The 23,149-nt window shown below is 54.3% G+C and carries 19 protein-coding genes and 1 pseudogene; 12 read left to right on the forward strand and 8 right to left on the reverse strand.

The window, feature by feature from the left end; translation table 11 throughout:
• Positions 1-3: 3 nt before the first annotated feature.
• The 6 genes and pseudogenes from H6F57_RS02920 (at position 4) to H6F57_RS02940 (ending at position 5,152) form a co-directional block, all read left to right on the forward strand.
• Entirely contained in the window at positions 4-546 is a 543-nt protein-coding gene (locus H6F57_RS02920) for a GNAT family N-acetyltransferase (protein ID WP_190629441.1), read from the forward strand.
• Positions 547-750: 204 nt separating this feature from the next.
• Positions 751-1,104: a GFA family protein gene (locus H6F57_RS28250; protein ID WP_347279960.1), complete on the forward strand. Its 354-nt coding sequence runs from the start codon at positions 751-753 to the stop codon at positions 1,102-1,104.
• 548 nt (positions 1,105-1,652) lie between these two features.
• Positions 1,653-2,393 (forward strand): PTPA-CTERM sorting domain-containing protein, encoded by a 741-nt coding sequence (locus H6F57_RS02930; protein WP_190629446.1) that lies wholly within the window; start codon positions 1,653-1,655, stop codon positions 2,391-2,393.
• Between the two features lie 191 nt (positions 2,394-2,584).
• Positions 2,585-2,659, forward strand: a pseudogene (locus H6F57_RS28255) (BrnT family toxin); the annotation flags it as partial.
• A gap of 225 nt (positions 2,660-2,884) precedes the next feature.
• On the forward strand, positions 2,885-3,358 hold the full coding sequence (locus H6F57_RS02935) for a hypothetical protein (protein ID WP_190629447.1): 474 nt from the start codon (positions 2,885-2,887) through the stop codon (positions 3,356-3,358).
• Between the two features lie 453 nt (positions 3,359-3,811).
• Positions 3,812-5,152: a hypothetical protein gene (locus tag H6F57_RS02940; protein ID WP_190794974.1), complete on the forward strand. Its 1,341-nt coding sequence runs from the start codon at positions 3,812-3,814 to the stop codon at positions 5,150-5,152.
• A 69-nt stretch (positions 5,153-5,221) separates the two neighbouring features.
• Here the strand turns inward: H6F57_RS02940 and H6F57_RS02945 are convergent, their stop codons facing one another.
• Both H6F57_RS02945 and H6F57_RS02950 read right to left on the reverse strand, forming a co-directional pair.
• Positions 5,222-5,908 carry an S-layer homology domain-containing protein gene (locus H6F57_RS02945; protein WP_190629451.1) on the reverse strand — a complete coding sequence of 229 codons (687 nt, stop codon included), beginning with the start codon at positions 5,906-5,908 and terminating at the stop codon, positions 5,222-5,224.
• A 172-nt stretch (positions 5,909-6,080) separates the two neighbouring features.
• Positions 6,081-6,401: a hypothetical protein gene (locus H6F57_RS02950; RefSeq protein WP_190629453.1), complete on the reverse strand. Its 321-nt coding sequence runs from the start codon at positions 6,399-6,401 to the stop codon at positions 6,081-6,083.
• Between the two features lie 544 nt (positions 6,402-6,945).
• On the opposite strand from H6F57_RS02950, the gene H6F57_RS02955 reads away from it, so the two are divergent.
• Together H6F57_RS02955 and H6F57_RS02960 are read left to right on the forward strand one after the other, a co-directional pair.
• The gene (locus H6F57_RS02955) at positions 6,946-8,178 is read left to right on the forward strand and encodes a proprotein convertase P-domain-containing protein (RefSeq protein WP_190629455.1); all 1,233 of its coding nucleotides are present in this window, start codon (positions 6,946-6,948) and stop codon (positions 8,176-8,178) included.
• 130 nt (positions 8,179-8,308) lie between these two features.
• Positions 8,309-10,624 carry an FdhF/YdeP family oxidoreductase gene (locus H6F57_RS02960; RefSeq protein ID WP_199289863.1) on the forward strand — a complete coding sequence of 772 codons (2,316 nt, stop codon included), beginning with the start codon at positions 8,309-8,311 and terminating at the stop codon, positions 10,622-10,624.
• Between the two features lie 68 nt (positions 10,625-10,692).
• On the opposite strand, the gene H6F57_RS02965 is transcribed toward H6F57_RS02960, so the two are convergent.
• The 4 genes from H6F57_RS02965 to H6F57_RS02980 form a co-directional block, all read right to left on the reverse strand.
• Positions 10,693-11,529, reverse strand: coding sequence for an SWIM zinc finger family protein (locus H6F57_RS02965; RefSeq protein WP_190629457.1), 837 nt, complete (start codon positions 11,527-11,529; stop codon positions 10,693-10,695).
• 95 nt (positions 11,530-11,624) lie between these two features.
• On the reverse strand, positions 11,625-12,002 hold the full coding sequence (locus H6F57_RS02970) for a type II toxin-antitoxin system VapC family toxin (protein ID WP_190629459.1): 378 nt from the start codon (positions 12,000-12,002) through the stop codon (positions 11,625-11,627).
• Complete coding sequence (locus tag H6F57_RS02975; protein ID WP_190629462.1) at positions 11,999-12,208, reverse strand: DUF2281 domain-containing protein; 210 nt, start codon at positions 12,206-12,208, stop codon at positions 11,999-12,001. Before H6F57_RS02975 ends, H6F57_RS02970 begins: the two co-directional genes overlap by 4 nt.
• A 53-nt stretch (positions 12,209-12,261) precedes the next feature.
• Positions 12,262-15,474: a DEAD/DEAH box helicase gene (locus H6F57_RS02980; RefSeq protein WP_190629464.1), complete on the reverse strand. Its 3,213-nt coding sequence runs from the start codon at positions 15,472-15,474 to the stop codon at positions 12,262-12,264.
• Between the two features lie 194 nt (positions 15,475-15,668).
• On the opposite strand from H6F57_RS02980, the gene H6F57_RS02985 reads away from it, so the two are divergent.
• The 3 genes from H6F57_RS02985 (at position 15,669) to H6F57_RS02995 (ending at position 19,212) form a co-directional block, all read left to right on the forward strand.
• Positions 15,669-16,208, forward strand: a complete 540-nt coding sequence (locus H6F57_RS02985; protein WP_190629466.1) for a superoxide dismutase family protein — start codon at positions 15,669-15,671, stop codon at positions 16,206-16,208.
• Between the two features lie 144 nt (positions 16,209-16,352).
• Positions 16,353-17,684 (forward strand): mechanosensitive ion channel family protein, encoded by a 1,332-nt coding sequence (locus H6F57_RS02990; protein WP_190629468.1) that lies wholly within the window; start codon positions 16,353-16,355, stop codon positions 17,682-17,684.
• Positions 17,685-17,889: 205 nt separating this feature from the next.
• Positions 17,890-19,212: a pentapeptide repeat-containing protein gene (locus H6F57_RS02995; RefSeq protein WP_190629470.1), complete on the forward strand. Its 1,323-nt coding sequence runs from the start codon at positions 17,890-17,892 to the stop codon at positions 19,210-19,212.
• 37 nt (positions 19,213-19,249) lie between these two features.
• On the opposite strand, the gene H6F57_RS03000 is transcribed toward H6F57_RS02995, so the two are convergent.
• Positions 19,250-19,894 (reverse strand): Uma2 family endonuclease, encoded by a 645-nt coding sequence (locus H6F57_RS03000; RefSeq protein ID WP_190629472.1) that lies wholly within the window; start codon positions 19,892-19,894, stop codon positions 19,250-19,252.
• A gap of 132 nt (positions 19,895-20,026) precedes the next feature.
• Positions 20,027-20,755: a tryptophan-rich sensory protein gene (locus H6F57_RS03005; protein ID WP_190629473.1), complete on the reverse strand. Its 729-nt coding sequence runs from the start codon at positions 20,753-20,755 to the stop codon at positions 20,027-20,029.
• 171 nt (positions 20,756-20,926) lie between these two features.
• Between H6F57_RS03005 and H6F57_RS03010 the strand changes: the two genes are divergently transcribed.
• On the forward strand, positions 20,927-22,429 hold the full coding sequence (locus tag H6F57_RS03010; protein WP_190629475.1) for an FAD-dependent oxidoreductase: 1,503 nt from the start codon (positions 20,927-20,929) through the stop codon (positions 22,427-22,429).
• The last annotated feature ends 720 nt before the right edge of the window (positions 22,430-23,149 follow it).

Genomic DNA, 23,149 nt, shown 5'->3' on the forward strand with positions numbered 1-23,149 from the left:
AGCATGAATGAGTTAGCAGGTTTTGCTTCAAATCTTCCTGGTTACTCGGCAAAGCTCCTCGAACTTGGGGATGCGGCAGTGCTGCAAAGCCTCTACGAACAATGCACGGAGTTTGCTCTTCTAACCGATGGTCAACCGCCTTCACCGACGGCAGCACGTGATGAATTTGATGCTGTGCCAGATGGAAAAATGACAGAGGACAAATACATTGTGGGGTTGTTCGATCCAAAGAATGAGCTGATCGGGATGATTGAATCGATTCGACACTACCCAGACAATCAAACATGGTGGTTAGGGTTAATGATGTTGAGTCCCCAGCAACGAGGTCAAGGATTAGGTTCAAAGTTTTATCAGGCGTTTGAAAATTGGGTATCAGCACAGGGAGTCAAGCAAGTATCATTGTCTGCGATTGAAGCCAACGAGTTAGGCTTACAGTTTTGGAAAAGCTTGGGATTTGAGGTTATCCGCAAGACAGAACCTCGACAATTTGGCAATAAAATTCATGCAGTTTATGTGATGAGTCGTCCTGTAGCAGCGACGGCATAACAATCCGCTTGCCCACCGACCGTATTAAGATAGTTGCTTGAGAACGAAAGGTTACCAGCGGTGGGTGAAGCGGAACGTTAGGCTTTAAAGATCTCAATAGACTCCACGAAGAGCCAAGCAAAGAGGTCTTTTATGAATGTTCCATTTTCAGGTGGCTGCGCTTGTGGTGCCGTACGCTACGAGTGTCACAGTGCGCCTCTGGCAATGCTGAATTGTCATTGCAGTGATTGCCAACTATCTAGCGGAGCACCGTTCGCATCTGGCGTAGTCGTATCAACAAAGTCAATCAAGGTCACCGGCTCACCAAAAGAATACTCTGTTCGCGCGTCAAGTGGCTCTCAGACAACGCGAAGTTTCTGCCCGAACTGCGGTAGTCCCCTATTCACAACCGGCGAAGCGATGCCAGATTTCACATCCATACGCTTTACAACGTTTGACGAGCAAAGCGATTTCTCCCCTGCGCTAGACATTTGGACATCAAGCGCAGCCTCCTGGGTTTGCCTGAATGAGGAATTGCCACACTTTTCCCAGTCCCCCTCACCGGGCACACAAGCGTAACGATATATACCTTTGGTGCCCGATGGGCTGAACCAAATTGAGTTGCAAAGCAAAGATACTGCTTTGATATTCCTTTAAACCTTCACCGAAGATACTCGTATAGAGCGATCGCAAATCTCTTATAGGTTGGGTTGACGAAGGAAACCCAACAAGCTCCGAAGGATTTGACTGCCAACCCGCTACGCTAGCTCAACTCAACCTACTAACTCTGTTAATATTTCAGGTTGAATTGCTATGCAATCCCTTGAGAACGACGACAAGCCAAGGTCACATCCCAGTGCATTGTCTAAAAAAGAAAACAGCATTCAATCCCAAGACATTAGTTTGTGAAGCTTTTTAAAGCATAGAAGTATTTTTCCTGGTTATATAAAGACGTCGTGTTTAAGTACTTATACACAGGGGCAGCAATCCATACTGCCTCTGTTGCTACTTCAACTCGATCGTATTATCAGCCTCTTGATAATTCTCCTTCCTCAAGGAGAAAGCAGGGAACATCGCAAACTCGCGCCTTGAAAGATTAGCAACCGCTGTAATTAGGAGCCTTTAAAATGATGAATGTATTGGGGCGTACTTTCTGTACTTCAATCGTCGCAAGTGCCTTCCTATCCATCCTGGTTGCAAATGCCCCTGCGAAAGCAGCAACCCTAGTCGATAACCGGTCGCTAGAAGTAGTGGGATTTCTTGGTGGTGACCCCGATAGTGAAACTCAAGTAGAATTTGGGACAGGATTCGATTTAAATGCTGATGCTGCCATTACTCGAATCCTTTGGAGTGGAGCTTATGGACCCAGCAACACCCGTACTCCGTCTACCGATAACTTCTCAGTCCGTTTATTTACTATTGAAGGGGTTGATAGCGACGGATTGGTAAATACAGCCCCTTTGACAACTTTGAGTGGCGATGTCAGCTACTCTGTGCAACGTATTCAGGGGTATCAAGATATTACAGAATACGATGTGTATTTCTATACCTTGTCTTTGTCTAATCCCTTTAGTCTGAACTCAGGAGTGTATTTATTGTCAATCCTGAATGATACCAGTGCTGATCTTGATGATAATTGGGGATGGACTCGAACTACTCAAGGAGGTGCCCAATTTAGATTTGATGCCACAGAGCCTTGGGCCAGGCTTGCTGGAGGGCTAGACTTTGCAATTGAAGGCGATGTTAAGGACAATCCTGCCATGATTCCTACTCCAACCGTATTGCCAGGGCTCCTAGGATTGGGCATGGGCATTTGGCGTAAACGCAGGGCAGAAGCTTTAGCCAATGGCAAATCGCAGCTAGAATAAACTCTTCTTGGCTCGTATCTTCATGAAGACGAAATTGGCCGTTATCTTGTGGTTAAACCAGGGTGCTCCCTAGTTTAATCTAAAGCAACATCCAAGCAGTTGGAAATCAGGGGAACAATTACACCATATTGTTTCCTATTGAATGCACGATGATGAGGGAGTGGCTTAATTAGTATTCACTCAACCTTCATCAGTTTGAGTGGGACGAAGCGAAAAACCTTGAAAATATTCGCAAGCACCAAATTGATTTTGCAGATGTCCCTGAGACATCGAAACTCCCGCAGCCACAGAGCACCTTCCTAAAACAGGGGTAGAACTTGTTACCTATTGGGAAACCGTTGGGGTGGTTAGTTCCCGACCTGATACTACTGATAGCCAGGAACATGCACGCAGGTTGCGTGACCAGGCTGAAGACCAAAAGCGAGCTTAGATATCAAATGTATCTAGTCGATCTGACTTCACCACTTGTGACTAGGGTTAAAGCTTCTTGAATGGCCATCCAAGATGAAAACTCAATGAGAGTTGAGTTAGATCAGGATAGCTTAGGTTCCGTAGCCCTAAGCTATCCATATCAGGTTCGCATCCTTAGTCAGTCCCCAATGACAAGCAGGAACCTTTTAGCTCGTAAAGGAATCAAGATTACCCTAATCATCTTGATGTCAGTGGGGTTAACGATTGCCTCTTTGCGCTACAAACAGCCTGCTCATTGTGAAACACTTTGCAGGGATGCTCAATTCTGCCAAATTGGACAGTGCAGGTTTGGCGAGCAAAAGGCAGGCTTTCCCCTACCGTTTGTTCAAGATGCGGAAGCTAATTCCCCCACAAGTGGTTGGGGCAAGGTCGGGCTAGAAGATTATATCTATGGAAGTCTTGGGGCATTCGCCCTTAATGTTGCCTTTTACAGTCTCACCCTATGGCTGTTTCAAAGGTCGCTTAAATGGCTTTTTTCGTCGTTTCAAGCCTAATTCAGCATCAAGGGTGCATTGCTAGATAAGCCTCTTACTCAAACTCACTATTCCTATCAAGTCACTATGAAATCCAACGTGCTCTGTGCCAAACTTCTCCTCCTAGCAGCCCTGCCCGCTCTTGGAATGCTCACCCCGAGACAAGCGATCGCCCTACCTGCTCCCGATCAGCAAGCTAGATTGCTGTCAGACATTGCCTTTCGATATGCAAAGCTGGGTGATTCGCAACAGGCAACCACCGTTTCCGAGCAGGCCCTAGAGGCAGTAGAGGCCATGCGACCCTGCTTTAAGGCAAATTCTCTGGCAAAGGTGGCAGGTAGCTATTGGCTGATCGGGCAGGAGGCAGAAGGCAAGCGACGGGTTACAGAGGCAATTGAAACCGCCCGTGCTCAAGGGGCAACCGGATGTAGTAGCAGTGGAACCTCTCCGACCGAATCGTTAATGAACCGCGCTATGGAATTGTCTGATGAGGGGCAGTTTGAGTTAGCGATCGCGCTAGCTAGTGGGATGGGTGACCCAAATGCCCTGTCGGAGATTGCAGCTGATTTGTTGGACGTAGGACAATCCCGGCGAGCGGACGAGTTACTGAAGGAAGCAATCGCCCAAGCGCAAAAGATTGAGGAAGCGATCGCCCAAGCGCAACAGACTGACGGTGCCTACTACCAAACACAAATGTTGAACAGTATGGCCATGAATCTGACTCTAGCAGGGCACAATGAACCAGCAAAGGCGGTACTGGAACAGGCGATTCTAAGTGCGGAAACCATGGATGCCGCAAACCCCGAAACGGCTTCACTAGAGGGAAGTGCTCTGCTTTGGACGGCACGACAGTTTGCGGAGTTAGGTGCAAACGATCGGGCGATCGCGGTTCTCGATCAAACCGTTCCCAAAATTCGCAACCGTTCCGCAGACCCGTTTCCCCGCGACAACGTGAATCAGTTCGTCGAGGCGGCGCTCCTTTACCAGCAAGTGGGTTCGAATGATCAAGCCGTGGCGATACTGGCAGAAGCCTATCAAGCTGGGAAATCCATCGTCCCCAATGCCAACCATAGTCAAGCCGATGCAGATGCGCTGGGTCAAGTAGCTGTTGGCTATGCCAAAATCGGCGACTTCGAGCGGGCCATGCAGATTGTCGAGGAAATTCAACCGACCAGCTATCGGCAGGCGGCACTGGGAAATATGGCAAGCGCCTATGCCGCGGCAGACAATTTAGAGGCGGCTATCAAGCTGGCGGAGTCGGACCCCAACCGTAACGGTGTGATGATCGGCATCGTCAGACACTATTTGCAGGAAAAGCAGCCGGATCAGGCGTGGCAGTTTGTCCAGGCACAGCAGGTCAAAGGTATGTTGTCAGAGGTAGCAATCGGCTATCTCGATGCCGGGCAACCTGAGCAGGCATTGCAACTCGTTCAAACTGGCAATCTTGAGGGATTTATGCCGGAGATCGTGCAGGGCTATGCTGAGTCTGGGCAACCGGAGCAAGCCATGCAGCTGGCCCAGAGTGAAGAAATCCCATGGATGCTGCCTTCGGTGGTAGAGGGATTTGCTCAGCAGGGGCAGTTCGATGCTGCTTTGCAAACGGCTCAATCCATTGCCAATCCGAGGCATCGAGCTGAAGCATTCATTGCGATCGCTCGTGCTTATACTGAGCCACCGGCTGGGGTACAAGGGCAGCGGTTCGCGCAGATACAGGATTGGGTTGTAGGGCTGTTTGGTACCTCCGATCGTGAACGAGCAGCTGAGGTATTAGTACAAGCTCTGCAAGCAACTCAGTCTATCTCCTCCGCAAAATGAGGCATATGGGAGTCTAGAGCGTGGGCGGCAAGTTACTCACCCCGCCCCACCACTCAAACTTGCCCTAGCTTAGTAAATATAGGGAGACTCGATCGCAGGAGCACGGCCAGTCGCGACCAGCCCCTGATAAATTGAGGCCGCAACTTCAGCACGGGTTGCGGCACGATTGGGTTCGAGAAAATCAATATTGGGATAGTTCACGGTGAGGTTGCGGAAGGTCGCCGCCACGCCATCATCGGCATAAAAAGGAATTGAATTGTAGTCACGGAAGGCACCCGTCACGCTGGCATTGGTTCCACTCGGCTTAAACTGTAGACCGCTCGCCAGAGCAACTAAAACCTGAGCGCGGGGCATCGGCTGAGCTGGGTTAAAGACATTGCCAGGATAACCACTGAGAAAGCCTTCGGCGTAAGCAGTTTGAATGGCGCTGGCGGCCCAATAGCTGCTAGGTACATCACGAAAACGGACGGCACTGCGAACAGTCGATTGATCAAATGCTTGATCCACTAAGACGGCAAACTGAGCGCGAGTGATCGGATCATTGGGGCGAAAGCTGCCATCGGCAAAGCCTCGAATCACACCGCGATCGACGAGGGCTTGAATGAATTGTGCTGCCCAATAATCTGACGGTACATCTGAAAACGTAGTTTGCGCTTGAGCTGGAATCTGTGCCACCAGGGAGGCTAACGTTGCAACGGTCAGGCTGCGGAACACGAATGGAATAAATCTGCTCAAAAATTTAGCTTGAATAGGCATGAGTGATTAGCCGATGATGAGATAGAAATTGGTCGAGAACGGTAGGTTGGGTTACTTTGCGACAAGGTAAAGCCTACGTGCGCTCAACCCAACCTACATGCTGAAACATCTCAACTGGATTAGGGCACGCGAGATGTTCTAAATGCGTCTTTGAATCTTTGGCGATCGCAGACTACTCTTCTGTCCCTTCGGTCTCAATAGGTACGGTCAGGTTGAGCCGTTCTCTGGGCGCAGGCTGTTCTTGGCGCAGTTCTATACGATCGCCGTCAAACCGTAAGCGGGTTTCTGGCTGAGGCTGTTCTTCAATTTGAAGATTCAGCTGATCCCCATCAGTCGATAGGCGAGGGCGCAACTCAGGGTCGCGGTTCCCTCCTAGGTCAAACTCGATTTGATCCCCTAATTCAACGATTTGGGCTATCGCTGCTGGAGACGTGTTGAGAGCTGCCACACCTAGAACGGCAAAGCTAAGCAAAATTTTATTCAAGTGGTTCATTAACAAACCTCCTCCAAGTAACATTTCCATAAATAGCCTGCCAAGAGGAAAACGTTTTGTCTTCCCTCAGACGGAAGGCATTGATAGGTAATGTTGTCTGCGATCGCCTCGCCTTTGCCCAAGCGCTCGGCTGAGGACACTTGCCTCGGACTCTCTCTAACTTTCGGCCGAGTTTCTCGCCTCCAGCGCTCTCGCTATAGTGACGGATAGCGCTGTTAAGAGAATTTGGCTATGACTGAACGCGATCGACTGATAGCGACGCAACATTGCCCGCCGAAACTCATGTAGTGGGCAATCCATGTTTGAGCAGGGATTGTTTTCATTAACAAATCTGCGCGATTGCTTTGAGGCCAAACGAGACAATGTTTCTCCCTATTACAATGCGTTGCTCACCAGCCTCAATAGCTTTTCCAATGCCTCGACCTCAGTTAGCGATACGAGCAGTCTCAGTAAACTCCCGCATTCCCCAACTGGTTGCCCCCGCCTATAGCCATCAGCTTGGCAGTACCATCCATCTGAAGTTTTGAAGTGCATCTAGCTCCCTATGAAGCAAGTTTTCTCTAACGAAACGGCGATACAGATTTCGCAGTTTGCGCCCACAGACGTTAGCTCCACAGTTGATGTCGCCAACCTCTCTGGACCGCTCCAGCGCATCAGCATCACTATCAATTTAGTTCACCCCTACACCAGCGATCTGCAAATTTCTCTCATCGCCCCCAGTGGGGCCTCTGTCTTACTAGTCGGCAATGCGGGTGGCAGCGGCGACAACTTTTTCGACACTACCTTTGATGATGGGGCCGCAGTACCCATCACCCAGGGCACCGCGCCCTTTCAGGGGTCATTTCAGCCCCAGCAACCTTTGTCTACCTTATTAAGTAGTGACCCCAACGGCACCTGGACGCTACAGATTCAAGACCAAACCTTTTTAGACAGAGGATTTCTCAACCACTGGTCCTTGGAGGTGGTGGTTGGTAATCAATCATTGATGCCGCCGACCCCGTCTGATTTCTCCATTCAGCTTCGCTTTTTAGGGGGGCTAACGGCTACCCAGCGAGCCGTCTTCGAAGTTGCTGCTGCCCGGTGGTCAGAAATCATTATTGGAGATTTGCCCAGTGCCGTAGTCAATGGGGAAACCATCGACGATGTCTTGATTGAAGCGCGGGGGTTGTCGCTCGATGGCCCCAACGGTTTGCTAGGTCGGGCCGGGCCGACTCGCCTACGCAGCGGTTCTAGGCTACCCATCACCGGAGTGATGGAGTTTGACATCGGCGATTTAGCTCGCCTAGAGGCAGAGGGGGGCCTACTCGACGTGATTATTCACGAGATGGGTCATGTGCTTGGGATTGGCACCATTTGGCAAATTCGGAATCTTCTCGTGGGGGCCGGGTCGGCCAACCCGACCTATGTTGGTCAAAACGGGATGCGAGAATTTTCAGTGCTGATCGGGGCCCAGGGGATGACGCCTGTACCGCTAGAGAATACGGGGGGCCAGGGTACCCGAGATGGCCACTGGCGAGAAACCGTGTTTGGCAATGAGCTGATGACGGGCTTTTTGAATTTGGGGCCAAATCCGCTCAGTCGTTTAACGGTGGGTTCGCTAGAAGATCTGGGCTACGCGGTGAACTACACTGCCGCAGATGCTTACACCCTGCCATCGGCTCTGGCCCTGGCGGTGATGGGAGTGCATACGGCGGGTAACTATGGCCGTCGGCAGTGCCGCATGTGCGATGCCGGCATTTTAGGTACCCATACGCTGCCGCAGGTAGAAACCCACTAAGCGCGGTCAATGTCGCTGCTTGGGGCCACTACTATTTCCCCCACGTTGCTGCCGATGGAATGCGGCCTGACGGGGTCACACTTATAACCTCGCTATAGTGAAGGCATGGCTGCTGCTGTGAGGCTTGACGATGACCCAACTTGATCAAACCGATGAGCAATCGCCTTTCCCTATCGCCAACAACAGCGATCGCGCCGCTAGTGAAGCCGCCACTGATAACGCCCCTGCGATCGGCGGTGGCCTGCCGATCATTCAATATTGGGCCCAAAAGACCCTCTCCCCCCAGGGGCCGCAGATTTGGAAAACGCTGTTCCACAAAAGTGCCTGCCTATCGTGCGCCTGGGGCACCGGGGGGCAAAACGGCGGCTTTATCAACGAGCTAGAAGAACCGCTCCAGCGCTGTATGAAAAGCGTGCAGGCCATTTCGTCAGAGCTGCAACCGGGCCTGAGCGATCATTTCTTTGCTCGCCACACCATCTCAGAACTGCAAGCGCTCACCTCCCGCGAGGCCGATCGCCTGGGCCGTCTCAGCTTTCCGGTGATTCGTCGGGCCGGGTCTGACCACTACGAACCGATTAGCTGGGAGGAGATCTACCAGCTAACAACCGCTGCCTTCTCGCTGCCGCCAGAGCGGGTGGCCTCCTACAGTTCGGGGCGATCGTCCAACGAGGCGGCCTTTCTGCTCCAGCTGATGGTGCGGGCACTGGGCTCCAACAACTTGGCCGACTGTTCTGACCTGTGCCACGCCCCCTCTACGGTCAGCCTCAACAAAGTCTTTGGCACGGGCACCTCAGTGGTTAGCCTAGAGAGCCTACGCCAGGCCGACTGTGTGGTGCTAGTGGGGTCAAATGCCCCCGCCAACCATCCCCGGCTGATGAATGAGCTGATCGAACTGCGCGATCGCGGCGGCAAGGTCCTCGCCATCAACCCGGTCAGAGAGGTGGGTTTGGTCAAGTTTGGCTCCCCAGCCCATCCGCTGCGGCTGGTGCAGGGCGAAGAGATTGCTTCGCTGTTTTTGCAGCCGATCCCGGGCAGCGACCTGGCCCTGTTTGTGGGCATTCAAAAGGTGCTGCTAGAGCGGGGCTGGGTGCAGTTTGACTACCTCAAGGCCCATACCGAGAACTGGCAAGCGGTGATTGAGCAGGTAGCCGCTACCGGGTGGGAGGCGATCATCGCCACCTGTGGCGTGACTCTAACGGAGATTGTCGCCGCTGCGGAGATGATTCATAGCTGCCAAAATGTGGTCTTTGCCTGGGCCATGGGCATCACCCACCAGGCCAACAGCGTCGACAACATCTTTAGCATCGCCAATACCGCCCTGATGACCGGAAACGTCGGCAAGCCTGGCGCGGGCATGATGCCCATTCGCGGCCACTCCAACGTGCAGGGTTTTGGCTCGATGGGGGTGACGGCCCACCTCAAAGACAGCATTCGCGAGGCGCTGGAGAAACTACTGGGCAAATCGCTCAAGCGAGAACCGGGCTACGATGCCCGCGCTTTGATTGAAGCCAGCGATCGCGGTGAGGTCGATACGCTGCTGTGTCTGGGCGGCAACCTCTACGGGGCCAACCCTGACCTGACTCAGGCTAAACGCGCCCTCAGCAACATCGACACGATTATGTACCTAGCCACCAAGCCCAACCAGGGCCACTTCCACGGGCTGGCGCGGCAGAACACGATCATCGTGCCGGTCTACGCCCGGTTCGAGAACCCCCACAAGACCACTGTAGAGTCGGGCAACAACTTTGTGCGGCTCAATAGCCCCGGCAAAACCCACCTTACCGAGGCCGACCTGGTTTCCGAAGTCGACTTTTTAGCGGAGCTGGCCCACCGCCTCCATGGTGACCAGCCAATCGACTGGCGGCGGTTGCACGACACCTGCTACGTGCGCCAGCTCATCGCCCAAACCATTCCCGGCTACGAAAAGATTGGCGACATTGACGACACCAACGCCGAGTTCACCATTAGCGGGCGGATCCTTTTGGAACCCAAGTTTCCTACGCCCTCGGGCAAAGCGGAGATGCAGCCAACCCCGCTGCCTACCCTGACGCTGCCCACTCTGCAAGATTTTGGCTTGCCCCCGGAGTTCACTGCCCAGCAGCCCGCCCTAGTGCTGGCATTGATCACCGGACGCAGCTATGGCCAGCACAACACGGTGGTTTATAAGGAAGCCGATGAGTATCGGGGCATGCCCCACCGCCACTGCATTTTGATGAATCCTTTGGACGCCCAGCGAGCAGGCTTTGCCGAACACCAGCGGGTGAGCGTGCGGGGCGATGCGGGGCAGCTCGATAACATTGAGATTATCTACGGGGAGGTGCGATCGGGCGCAGCACTGATGTTTTACCCCGAAGCAAATGTGTTGATGAAGGCGCGGATTGAGAAGCGGGCGGGCACTCCGGCCTACAAACGAGTGCCTGTGGCGGTCCTTGCTGGAGCTGTATAGAAGAAGTATGGGCCGAAATCCCAGGTCGAATGGCCCTTACGAGTGGTGGGCAGTGCCCGCCCTACATTTTACAGGCGGTCTTTGTTTTTGCTGCGTACGCGATCGTACAAACCCTCCATTGCTTCGATGAACGAGCTGTCGCGAGTCCAAAAGGCGGGAAAGTCGCCCTGCTTTTTGACCAATATAGCCGGAACGGCTGATGGCGTGGCTACCTCAATAGTCTGCGGCAGACGCTTTTCTCCCTGCCAAAACTCTTTTAGGCTAGGGGACGACGCTTTGATGGTCTGCGGCTGAGTGTAGTAATGCTCTACAGGGGTGGGGGGCCGCTGCTGGGCCGAAAGTTCTGCCGAGAGCGCTTGTCCGAGGGGCGACTTGGCCAGCTCGGCTTTGAGGTCTTCCCTGGGCAAACCCCGCAGCTCGAATAGCAGGAAGGGATCGCGATCGAGTTCGGCGGCGATTAGGTAATAGACTCCGGCGATGTGTTTGCAGGGGTTGCTGTAGTCGGGGCAGGAGCACTCGGTCTTGAAGTCTTTGTCGCTGGCGGGCAGCAGGTTGAGCCCCAAGGTTTTGAAGCTGACTTCGATGTTGTCAGGAATTTCGTTGAGCAGCAGCCGAGAGATTAGGCTGGCTTTGGAGGCGATGAGGGCGATCGCAGCCGTCCACTTGGCTTTGCTGATGGGCGCAAAATCGATGGTGGTGATGTACGTCGGTTCTGTAGTTACCCCAAAGTAGGGGTTCACCGACCCACGCACCTTAGCAGTAACCAGTCCGCCGTCAATCTCGAAGCTTTTGACCTTGCCACCTCTAGCGTAGGAGCGACCCCGTTGCAACCGGCCCGAGTCGGTCAGGCGCTCGATCGCATCGATAAAGTTTTTTCCCCACCAGGTGCGGCTAAAGTTTGCCATCGCTAGTCTCCAGTCTTGGCTTCATTGTAAGCGAGCCTACATATCGGGCAGGAAATCAGGGTTGAGAGTCGCTTCGAGGCTGCAGGGAGATGTAGCTACCAGATGAGTTGGCAGTCGTAGCGTTTGAAGATGTCGTCGCGGCTGACTATCGCCGTAGATTCAACGCGACTTTGGGAAATGAGCAGGCGATCGAATGGATCTCGATGGTGTTGAGGCAGTTGCTCTAGCGCCAGAATGTGTGGCAGGTTGATTGCCAACAGCGCCATGCCGTTTTCCTGATGGTGCTCCACGATATCGACCAGAGGCAAGTTGAGATTGAGTTTGCCAAGCTGAGTTTTGATTTGAATTTCCCATAGCGACACCAGACTCAGGATCAATTGTGACTGGCGCATGAGTTGGAGGGTTGCTGGCGGAATCAAATTGGGTTCTCTATCCCACCAGATGAAAGTGTGGGTGTCGAGGAGGAGTTTCATGATTCTCCCAGCCAAAATTCGTCTGGCAGGGGGGCATCGAAATCGTCAGCCATCCGATAGGGAATATCTTTGTGTAGACCAGGAATAGGTTCTTTGAGGGCCACGGGGACTTTCTGCCGAAGGAAGGCGGCAAAGTCTAAAACGGCTTGCTGTTGTGCCGGGGTGAGCGAGCGTACCTGCTCTAGCAAGGCCTGTTCAATGTTCATAATATCCCTCCAGCGTGAAGGTTCTGGATCAATTATGGAAGATATCCAGGGCATCAATCCATGATGGCGTTTTTGTTGAGGGCGATCAGTTGTTTAAAGGCGTCGTTGTCCAGCTCCGTCAGCCACGATTCATCGGCCCCAACGATCGCACCGGCCAGCTTTTTCTTATCCTCAATCATTTGGTCGATGCGTTCTTCCAGCGTGCCCATGGCAACGAACTTGTGGACGAAGACATTTTTCTTTTGGCCAATGCGGAAGGCGCGATCGGTAGCCTGGTCTTCCACAGCGGGGTTCCACCAGCGATCGAAGTGGAAGACGTGGTTGGCCTGGGTGAGAGTGATGCCCACCCCCGCTGCCTTCAGCGACAGCACAAAGATAGCGGGCTCGGTGTCAGGGTTTTGAAAGTCAGCGATCATCTGCTCGCGCTTTTGGCGGTTGGTGCCGCCGTGGATGTAGTAGGTGTTGTAGTGGCAGGTGTGGCGCAGGTGGTGCTCTAGGGCGTCGCCAATTTCGCGAAACTGGCTGAATACCAGGGCGCTTTCGCCTTCGGCCACCACTTCGTCGAGCATTTCCAGCAGGCGGCTGAGCTTGTGCGATCGCTCCGGCGAGAACTCACTCTCATCCTGCAAAAACTGGCGGGGGTGGTTGCAGATTTGCTTCAGCTTGGTCAGGGTGGCAAGAATGAGCCCTTTGCGCTGGATGCCCTCGCTGGTTTCGAGCTGTTCGGTGACATCCTTGAGCACGGCTTCGTACAGAGAGGCCTGCTCGGGGGTGAGGTTGCAGAATAGCTTTTGCTCGACCTTTTCGGGCAGGTCTTTGATGATCGATTGGTCGGTTTTGAGCCGCCGCAGAATGAAGGGTTCCACCAGCTTTTTGAGGGTGGCGGAGCGGGCGGGGCTGTTTTCTTTTTGGATGGGCAGCTCGAACTGTTTGCGAAACTGGGTCTGGGTGCCCAGGTAACCGGGATTCAGAAAGTTGAAAATTGACCACAGATCCATCAGGCGGTTTTCGACCGGGGTGCCGGTGAGGGCAAGGCGGTGGTTAGCGTTGAGCTTAAGAATGGCCTTAGTCTGGGCGGTTTTGGGGTTTTTGATGTTCTGAGCTTCGTCGAGCACGATGCGGTGCCAGGTAACACCCTCTAGCAACTTGACGTCTTTGCGGGCCAGGGTGAAGGAGGTGATCACCACGTCGTGGTCGCGGCAGAGGGCTTTGAAGGCTTTGGTGTCTTGGTTGCGATCGCCGCCGTGGTGCACTACCGCCCGCAGATGCGGCGCAAACTTTTCGATCTCGTGGTACCAGTTGCCGACAACGGAGGTGGGGGCAATCAGCAGGGTTGGCGGCAGGGGTTGATTACCGTTCTGGGCCATCTCTTCTCGCTCTTGAATCAGGCGGGCGATCACCTGCACGGTTTTGCCCAGGCCCATGTCGTCGGCCAAGCAGCCATTCAAGCCCAGGTTTTCTAAGTAATGCAGCCAGGAGAGGCCGCGCTTTTGGTAGTCGCGCAGAGAACCCTGGAGCTGGTCAGGGTCGGGGGTGAGTTCGAGGCGGGTTTTGTCGCTGAGCTGGGTGAGCATAGTGGTCAGGGCGTCGTCGCGATCAAACTCCACCTCTAGGCTGTCGTCAGTCGCGCCGCTGGTCAGGCGCATGAAGTCGAGCAGGCTCATCTCGGGGTTTTCCGCCTGCTGCTGTTGCCAAAACTCCAGCATTTGCTGCATTTTGTCCTGGTCTAGCTCCATCCACTGACCGCGAAACTTGACCAGGGGCGACTTGGCATTGACGAGCTGCTGCCACTCTTGCTCCGTGACGGGCTGATCGCCGATCGCCAGGTCGTAGTGATACTGCACCAGGGTGTCGTAGGAAAAGTAGCCCTTAGATTTGTCGCTGCCGCCGAGGGATTTGCCCTTGGCCCTCAGCCGCACTTTGGCCCGCTGGCGGCCCTTGGGCGTCCACCAGGCGGGGACGATCACCTTGTACCCAGCATCCTCCAGCACCCAGGCAGATTCTTTCAAGAAGGTGAAAGCGGTGTCGAGCTTCAGATAGATCCCCACAGGCTCGTCCGTTTCTAGCCCGCGCCACAGGTCGGGGTAGATGCGGGCGGCGTAGCCCAGGTTCATAAGTAAGTGCTGCTCAAAGTCACCGCCGAGCTGGGTTTTTACCTGGGCCTGCTGCTTGGGACGCATGCGCCAGTAGTCATCCAAAGAGACTCTGAGGGACGGGTCGTGTTTGGGGGCGACCTGAAAGAGAAGCTGCCAGGGTTCTTCTGGTTTAACCGGGTCTTGCAGGTGAAAGTAGAGATGAAAGGTCTGATCGGTTTGGGTGCGAACGATGCGATCGCGCCATCCCTGCCACTGCTGATAGCGCTCCAGCGCCGCCGTCGATTTTTGGGGACGCTGAAGGTCAGCCTGTAGGCAATCCTGAATGAGCGTGCCTTCTACTGGTTTGAGAAAATTCTGGGGAAACACCGTACCCCGCACCAGTTCGTTCAGCCAGCACTCAGAAAAGTGGCGCAGCAGGGTGGCGCGATCGTAGAAGGTGGGCGTCTGGGATGACCGTTGGGGCGGTTCCTCAAACCCGGCTACGCAGAGCAGCGGCATGTAGTCGATGTAGGTTTGCAGATCGTCGTTGTAGCGATCGCCAACAATTTCCCATCCCGGATAAATCTCAAACTCTGGCTCTGATTTTGCCGTCTGCTTTTTAGTTGCCTTCGTCTGCGCGGCTTTACGCCTAGTAGTCGCCGGGACTTCTATCTGTCGATACTTCAGGGCCGGAATATACTGATCGCGCAGAATCACCTGCTTAAAAGCCTGGGTGTAGTGGTACCAAAACAGCAGATCGGCCCCCAGTTGCACCTCCGCCAAATTGTAGACAGCGAGAAAGTGCAGATTATTCAGCAGGCTAATCACATCAGCCAAAACGGGTAGCCGGTAGCAATCGACCTGCCAATATTGCCAGTCAAAGCGCTCTGGAATGTCTACTTCTAAATAGCGCGATAGCTCTAGGGAAGGCAGCGGCTGACCATCCACCGTAGGCAGCAGAAAGGTGCGAGGGGTGATGAAGGTGGCGATCGGGCGGCGATCGGGCGACTTCAGCCCCAATTCATCGCTGAGCACCTCTGCTAGGTCGGGTTCGAGCAGGTGGCAGGGATGGGTCTCTGACGACAGACGGCGACGGCTTTTAGCCTCCGTTTCTACCCACAGGTAAAAGGCCCCTGCTTGTACAAAGTTGGTGGCGGGCTGCGGTATCCAAGTGCCGTGGAGAATTTTCATGATTCCATCCCGACAGGAGTGCGATCGAAGCTAGGCCAACCCGTTTAGCCCCGACAAAGAAGACGATTAGCCGTCTCGTTCTGACACATATAGCAATGCTTAAGTTTTACCACGGAAGCCTTAAAAGCGTAGGGTCTGCCGTTACCCAGCAATTCAATCCCTTAAGATCTACCGCAGATACTACGGATAGACCTATGCTTGCCTTTCTCAATCGATTTCAGCTGCTTTGTTTGGCCCTGTGCCTGGGTGCCCTAACCCTGCTGGCTCGCCCTGCCTATGCCGATGCGCTGATTGCCCAAGCTGATTTAATTGCCAACAGCGGCAACGCTATTGGCACAGTAGAGGTCGAGCAGGGCCACAAAGGGGTATTGGTGAAGATTCAGGCCAAAGATTTGCCTCCCGGCTACCACGGTATGCACTTCCACGCCGTAGGGGACTGTTCAGATCTGGCGGCATTTAAATCGGCAGGCGGACATGTGAACCCCTTCGACCAGCCCCACGGGTTTCGCAACCCCGATGGCCCCCATGAAGGCAATTTGCCTAACCTAGTAGTCGCCGCCGATGGCACGGTGGACGTAGAGCTATACAGCGATTTGGTGGCCCTCGATGCGGGAGCCGCCAAGCTGCTGGATGACGATGGCACGGCGCTGATCATCCACACCGACAAGGATGACCACTATTCTCAACCCATTGGGGGTTCCGGCGGGCGCATTGCCTGTGCGGTGATTAAGTAGCGCACTGGAAAAGCGGTGGCTTAGGTTGAGTGGTAGGCCGTGTCCACCGATTGAGAAGATGTTTGTCAGAAATGACCTAAATGAGTGCCACACCAGAGAGAGGCTAGCATTTTTCAGCAGATTTGGCGGCCATGGGCAGGGGGAATGCTCCTGGTTCTTATCCTCGTTGTTCCGAGCGCTCGGCTTCAGGCTCAGGATGAGGCCAACCCTGAGGAAGCTCCTGCTTTGCCGGCCTTGCCTGCATCCCCAGCACCAACCCCCGATCGCGCCGAAGATAGGCTGTTTTTTGCCGATGTGCTGGTGCGGGGCCAGCCGGTGTTTCAGGTGGGCAGCTTAACGGGGTTGACTGCCAGCGATCGCGCCCAGATTATCAACCGCCGCATCGCTGGGCTGCTGAGTCAGGCTCAGGAACTCAAGCCAGTTGCCGTGCAGGTGGATGATGAGCGCCAGATTGCTCTGCTGACGGTAAACAACCGGGTGCTAATGACGGTGACCCAGCAAGATGCCGCCGATTTTGGCCTCACCGTTGAAGAGCTGGCCCAGCAGTGGGCCGATCGCCTCAATAGAGTGCTGGCCCAACCCAATTTAGCCGTTGACGTACTGCAACGGCTCAACGGAACGGCTCGGCAGCTAGTAGATGACACGATTGTGCTGCTGCCGTCGCTGGTGGGGGCGATCTTGCTGGTGGGTCTGACCTGGATAGTGGCCAAGGGTGTGCGGCGGGTGGGGCGCCTGTGGGCCGAGCAAACTGAGGGCGATCGCGGCACCGAAATTCTGATTGGCCGTCTCTGCTATGGCGGCGTTTGGGTACTGGGCAGCGTGGTAGCCCTGGGGGTGCTGGGCCTAAACTTTGGTACGCTACTCGGCACCCTGGGGCTGACCAGCGTGGCGATTGGCTTTAGCCTGCGCGACGTGCTCAGCAACTATATTTCTGGGGTGATTTTGCTGGCAGCCCGCCCGTTTCGCATTAGCGACCAGGTGGTGATTGGCAGCTACGAGGGCACCGTGGTGCAAATTCAGCTGCGGGCTACCACTATGCGCACCTACGATGGGCGGCTGGTCTACATCCCCAATCAGCAGGTATTTCAAAAGAGTGTGGTCAACAATACTGACTCCCCCGTGCGCCGCAGCGATGTCGTGGTTGGTATCGACTACGATGCCGATATCAACGCCGCCCGCCAGGTGATTGTTGAGGCGGTTACACAGATTAAAGGCGTTGAGCCAGAGCCACCGCCGCTGGTTTTGGTGCAAGACTTGGCACCCAGCACTGTCAAACTGGAGGTGCGGTTTTGGGTAAATTCTCGCCGTCAGTCATATTTGCAGGTGACTTCAGCAGCCTCTCAAGCGATTAAAGAGAGTTTGCAAGAGGCGGGTATCGAAATGCCCACAGAGATTTACACGCTCACCTTTCGCCAGGGGGCGATCGATACCATCAGCGCGATCGTCGCCGAGGGGTCAGACCAGCAAGAGTCCTAAAAAGTTTTGTGAGATAGGCATCCTGCCTGCCTGGCCAAGACAGGCAGGATGCCTATCATACAAAGCTTCCAGGATTTGGGCTGATCCACCAATACAGCTTTAAAGAAATCTGACCAGCTTCTGACCACAAGCCACAAAAAAGATATGGAACGGATGAGCGGCAGCGCGTAGTCTAGGGTGAGGTGACGATGCAGGCCTAACAGCGATGGCATATAAAGAACTGGTTGCTTTGCTAAATCAAGGTAGTAAGACATGGAATGCGTGGAGAAAGAAAAATCCCGACATTAAGGTAGATCTCAGCTCTGCCAACCTCAGCTCTGCCGACCTCATCGCCGCTGATCTAAGCGGTGCCAACTTACTCGGTGCAAACCTAAGCGACGCAAACTTCTACAGTGCCAACTTCAGATCCGCCATTCTCATGGGTGCCGATCTCAGCTTCATCGGCCTTCGCTTTGCTGACATCACCTCCGCCAACCTTATCTCCGCCAACTTTAGATACGCCGACCTCATCGACACTGACCTTACCTGTGCCAATCTCAGTGCTGCCGATCTCATCGGTGCCAACTTAAGTGGTGCCAACCTAAGTGGTGCCAACCTCAATGGGTCTCAAGTACTCCATACCAATTTCACTCAGGCAACACTTACAGGTGCTTGCATTGCAGATTGGCAAATCAGCAGCTCAACTATTTTGGAAAATATAAAATGCGACTATGTTTTTCGCACTTATGACGATGAGAAACAGCAATATTCAGGCCGTCTCCCTGTAGACGTTGAAAGCACATTTGCCCCAGGTGAATTCGCCCAGCGATTTCAAATCATTGCCAGTGCCTTAGAAACCATTGACATTACCTTCACCGAGGGTATCGATTGGAAAGCCTTTTTTCAGTCTTTTCAAGAATTACGACAGCGATATCCCCAACAGGATATCGGTATCCAAGGCATTGAGGAGAAGGAAGGAGCTTTGATAGTCCGCCTGAAAGTAGAAGCGGAAGAGACAGGAGTAGAGCTGGAACAGCTTAAAGGCCATATTGAAACCACTGAGAAGCAGTTGTATTCAGTTCAACTCTCATTACGGGAAGCCGAAGGGCAACTCAAGGTATATCGAGAGATGATGGGCGTAGTTCAAACTTTAGCGTTAAGACCTATGGGCGACCAAAATTTCTATGCTCCGGTGGGCAATGTGGCAGGTACCAACCAGGGGCAAATGACCGCCTACATCAACCAAAACAACGAGGCCATCAGCCAGCTCATTGCCGCGCTTCGGACTTCGGCTCAAACTTTTCCCCCAGAGCAAAAAGACGATGTGCTCATGGAGCTAGACGACCTGGAAGGCGATCTCAACAAGCCCGAAAAGCAAGAGCCGAAGCGCATTGGCAAACGCCTCCAACGGCTGATCGCAGCAGGAGCAGCAACCACAACACTGGCGGGGGGAGCCGCTACCTTTGCAGGCAACGTCAACGACTTCACCGCAAACGTGCTGGATCTGGGAGAGAAAATAGGTTTGACCCGAGATATGATTCAACCTTGATTCGGTTTCGTAGGGTGCATTGCTCCGCGAATGCACCCTACGATTGGCCTTTCACCCATTCTCTGACCGATCGCCGTAGCGCTAGCCGACCCGCCGATCGCTGCGATTCAATTAGCTGAGGCAGAGCGCGAATATCCAGCGTGGGAAACACTCGGCTTTGCTCTGACACCCCATAGCGATCGCCTTCCAGCAAGTAAATCGTCAACACACCGCTGTCGTAGCACCAGATTTCTGGTACGCCCAGCCGCGCATAGATCGGAAAGCGATCGAGTGATTTGCTGGTGAGATCGATTTCGAGGGCGAGATCGGGGGGTGGGTCGCGATCGAGATCAAACTCTAGCTTGCCGCGCACCAGCGCTTCATTTTGGAAGTAAAAGCAGTTGTCGGGTTCGATGCCTGCTTGCTGAGCCTTGCGCCGCCAGGTAGCTGAACCATAACTGGCGTACTCCACAGTGAGTTCTTCGGCCATGTCCTTGACCGCATCGCCAATGGTCTCTTTAAAGTACTCGTGCTCTGGCAGAGGGGCCATAATTTCTAAAAAGCCTTTGTCATAGGCGATGCGGGTGCTGCGGTGGTTCCCCAGCTCGGCCAAGATGGCTTCGAACTCGGCCCAGCTCACGTCGCGCAGCACCAGGCTCTTGCCCAGAGGTACCTCAATCTGGCGTAGCTCAAGGGTGACCATGGGTGCTTTCACTAGAGAGAAAACAAAAGTCGACCTGTAGGTTGGGTAGCACGCTAGCAGAACCCAACAAAACTCAGGCTAGCGTTGGGTGGCCCTGTGTTTCACCCAACCTACCTCTTAAAGATAGCCAAATCAGACCGATGCGACTGGATATAGGGGTTCCTGGCCGTTCAAGCGCCAGAGGCTGATGCAGAGGGCGGTAGCGATCGCCAGCCACACCAGCGACGGCAAAATAATCCATCCCGCCAGCGGCACCACTTGAAAATAGCCAACCGTGACCACCGCCACCGAGAGCAACGGCCCCACAATTACCATCGGCACCGCAGCCCCCAAACGACCCTCCACCGTGAAAATCGTATTCCAGGTGTCACCCAGGCTGAGGTGCACCACGTAGAGAATTAGCGGCCAGCTCAAAAAGGTTTGCCCCATCGCCGACCACACCAAATAGGCCGAGACCACCCGCAGCACGGCAATACTCATCCACACAATGGGGAAGGCCAACGGTGGCGGTGCCCAGCCCGGACGCTGAAGCGATGTGTAGCGACCGCTGTTGCGCGTATTGTCGAGCAGAGAGAACAGGCGCGATCGCAGCGTCACAAAGGCAAAAAAGGCGCAGGCGATCGCAGTTGTTGTCCAGGGAGCTAGGGCATCCAGGTTGAAGTACCCGAAGGCCACATCCATAGCCCACAATAATGCGGTCATCGCTGCCACCTGGGCGATCGTCGCTCCTAGATAGGTCAGAGTGGCTTTCTTGTCCCAACTAGGATTGGCCAAATTGGTCTGGATGGTGGTGTCGCGGGTGGCCTCGTTGACCCCCATCACCCGGTTGACGCCGCTTTTCACAATTTTTTTACTACTCATCTGCCTAAAAAGAGTGGTTTATGAAGATAGCTCTGCTCCCTGCTCCCACGGGGAGAGGGGTTGGGGGTGAGGAAAGCCGAGGATCGCAATACCTATCCCCCGATCCTAACCCCTACAGGCCATCGCTACCGATAGAGTAAAGGAGGTCTATGGGCAACGGGGGCAAGAACAATGGAAAACACAGCACAAAAGCGGGTGGTGATAGTCGGGGCAGGCTGGGCCGGATTGGGATCTGCCTATCATCTGGCGCGGCAGGGCTACGCCGTTACGCTCCTAGAAGCCGGAGCCTACCCTGGTGGACTGGTAGCGGGCTGGCAAACGCCCCAGGGTCGCGCCGTCGAGGCGGGCATCCACGGGTTTTGGTACCCGTATCGCAACATTTTTGCCCTCACCGACCATTTGGGCATTCAGCCCTTTACAGAGTGGACGCGATCGGCCCAGTATTCGCCCCACGGGCTAGAGGTCGAGTCGCCGCTATTTCAGGAGCAGCCCTACCTGCCGACACCGCTAGGCACGTTTCTCTATACCGACTTCAAGCGCCTGCCGCTGATCGATCGCCTCTCGGCCCTGCCCTTGCTGCAAGCGCTAATCGACTTCGACAACTCTGACGAGGCCTGGCAAAAGTACGATCGCATCACCGCCCGCGAGCTGTTTCGCCAGTATGGCGTATCGGCCCGGCTCTACCACGAATCGTTTGAGCCGATGCTGCTGGTCGGGTTGTTTGCCCCTGGAGAGCAGTGCTCGGCAGCAGCGGCGCTAGGAATGCTCTACTACTTCATCCTGGCCCACCAGCCCGATTTTGATGTCCGCTGGTGTCGGGGCACAGTGGGGGCGCAGATCTTTCGGCCTTGGACCGAGGCGATCGAGCGGGCGGGGGGCAAAATTTTGGCCAACCATCGGGTGTCGGATGTGACGGTCGGGGACAACCGGGTGACGGCGGTAGTCTGCGGCGACGAAGTGTTTGAGGCCGATGCCGTGGTGTTTGCCGTGGGCATCAGCGGGCTAAAGAAAATTGTGGAGCAGTCGGCGGGGTTGAGGGCGCGCCCTGAGTTCAGCAACATTCGCAACCTGGGAGCGATCGACGTGCTGGCGGCGCGGCTGTGGCTCGATCGCAAAGTCGATATTCCCCTACCCTCCAACGCCTGCTTTGGGTTTCACCCCACCACGGGGTGGACATTCTTTGACCTCAACGCTATCCACGACGAGTATCGCGACGAACCGGGCACAGTGGTTGAGGCCGACTACTACCACGCCAACCAGCTCCTGGCGCTGGATGACGACCAGGTGCTCAAGCAAGTGCAGCAGGATCTCGCGGGGTGCATTCCCGCCTTTGGCGAGGCCAAAATTGTCGATCACAGCGTCGTGCGCATTCCCCAGGGGGTGACTCACTTTGCCCCCGGTAGCTACCGCTACCTGCTGCCTACCACCACTAGCTTCGACAACCTGTTTATGGCGGGCGATTGGATTGTCACCCGCCACGGCTCTTGGTCGCAGGAAAAAGCCTACGTGACGGGGCTGGAAGCCGCAAACCGGGTAGTTTCAACGCTGGGTCAGGGGCAGCCCGCCAAGATTTTGCCGGTGATTCCTGATGAGCCTCACATTCAGGCGCTGCGATCGGTCAATCGCTTCGTGCGGCAGGGGTTGCAGGGGTTACCCCAGTTTTGGCTACCCTAGCGCTTGGCGAGCATTGGCCACCCTTACAGCATCTCAAGGCCTAAATACCATTGTCACAGCAGCTTTTGAACGACGCTCCTGGCACCGAGTTAGACGAAAATGATGCAGCACGTTTACAAAGCTGAGATGCACGCTGAATCGCGTCACTTCTGAAAGGTTCTTACGTTTGCCACTATTTTGACCACAAGATAGCGAATCTATCCAAATCGACCTACTACGCGGCTAAACCATTGACCCTGAGATGGTTGTGCTAGCTTATGCTATCGAATCCTAAAGAAACAGGGGTTCGAAGCTCTCCTTTCATAGACAGATCGATCGCCTGCCACCACAGCAAGCTCCAGCATTCTTTGCAGAAATTGTTCTGAACTGTAGTAGTCTGGCCGCATTTGCATCGGGAACGTACTGACTTGGCCATATCTATTTTCTCAGCATTGCATCAACTTGTTCATTCAATTTTGGACATGGGCAGACTTCGTTTTGCAGGCTCTATAGGAGTAGTTACGATTCTCTCAAAGGGTAAGTTTGTTATCGCCTTCGACTACTCCTAGAGAATGGTATGAGGCTAGAACGGTGTTTTGTGCAGCTGAGAGTTAACAGACAGCATGGTTGTCAGATGAGAGTAAGTTACCTCGCGATACGACTTGATCAGGAGAGTTACTGATAGTGAGGTTAGAGGTTATCCAAAACACCCATCAATAACCTGCTCATAGCGGATGATTG

Source organism: Leptolyngbya sp. FACHB-60, from assembly GCF_014695775.1.
In the GTDB taxonomy this organism is placed as follows: Bacteria; Cyanobacteriota; Cyanobacteriia; order Phormidesmidales; family Phormidesmidaceae; genus Nodosilinea.